Annotated in this window: 1 tRNA gene; it reads right to left on the bottom strand. The window is 42.7% G+C overall.

Going from position 1 to position 206, the window contains the following annotated elements:
- Window positions 1-118: 118 nt before the first annotated feature.
- Window positions 119-194 (bottom strand) — tRNA-Ala (locus ACEO2X_RS14880).
- Window positions 195-206: the final 12 nt, after the last annotated feature.

Genomic DNA, 206 nt, shown 5'->3' with positions numbered 1-206 from the left:
GATCTTTTATTAAGTTCTGCAATCTTTAGCTTAAAGCTCCAGTATATGTGTGCCTGCGCACAGCATAGCTGTTTGCTTAAATTTTAAGGAAAAGCAGTGCTTTTCTGATCTTAAAATTTGGTGGAGACTAGGAGAGTCGAACTCCTGACCTCCTGCGTGCAAAGCAGGCGCTCTACCAACTAAGCTAAGTCCCCAGCTTATCATCT

It is taken from the genome of Acinetobacter sp. AL9, assembly GCF_041464035.1.
GTDB classification, from domain to species: Bacteria; Pseudomonadota; Gammaproteobacteria; order Pseudomonadales; family Moraxellaceae; genus Acinetobacter; species Acinetobacter towneri.
Note: the sequence above shows the minus strand (reverse complement) of the source record. Positions and strands in the feature narration are given on the sequence as shown.